Origin of the sequence: Achromobacter sp. SIMBA_011 (genome assembly GCF_046535435.1) — a bacterium.
Lineage (GTDB): Bacteria > Pseudomonadota > Gammaproteobacteria > Burkholderiales > Burkholderiaceae_B > Achromobacter > Achromobacter dolens.
The window spans coordinates 1-256 of sequence record NZ_JAWRWN010000808.1 but is presented as its reverse complement, the minus strand read 5'-3'; the positions used below and the strand labels follow the sequence as shown (position 1 = coordinate 256).

Here is a 256-nt window from a genome sequence, read left to right as displayed (position 1 = left end):
CCAGGGGTTGGTTGACGTTCAGGTCAAAGCGGCTTTTCTGCCGTCCGTAATGGCTCCCACCGACTTCGCCGGACTCCTCCATATGCTGGCTGAAGGTCCGGTAGTTCTCGGTGGAGTAGCGATAGCCAATCATGGTGAAGCTGGTATCGGTGGTGCCCAGGGTCTTGGAGTACAGAGCGCGGGCACTCTGCCCCCGGCTCACCTGGCCCCGCAGGCTCTCGGAACTGGATTGGGTCACGTCGAACGACACCCCGCC

1 protein-coding gene is annotated in these 256 nt (G+C 62.1%); it reads right to left on the bottom strand.

Annotated elements, in window-relative coordinates:
- Positions 1 to 256, bottom strand: a 256-nt coding sequence (locus SB816_RS33230; RefSeq protein ID WP_410548409.1) for a fimbria/pilus outer membrane usher protein, incomplete at both ends; no start/stop codon positions are given.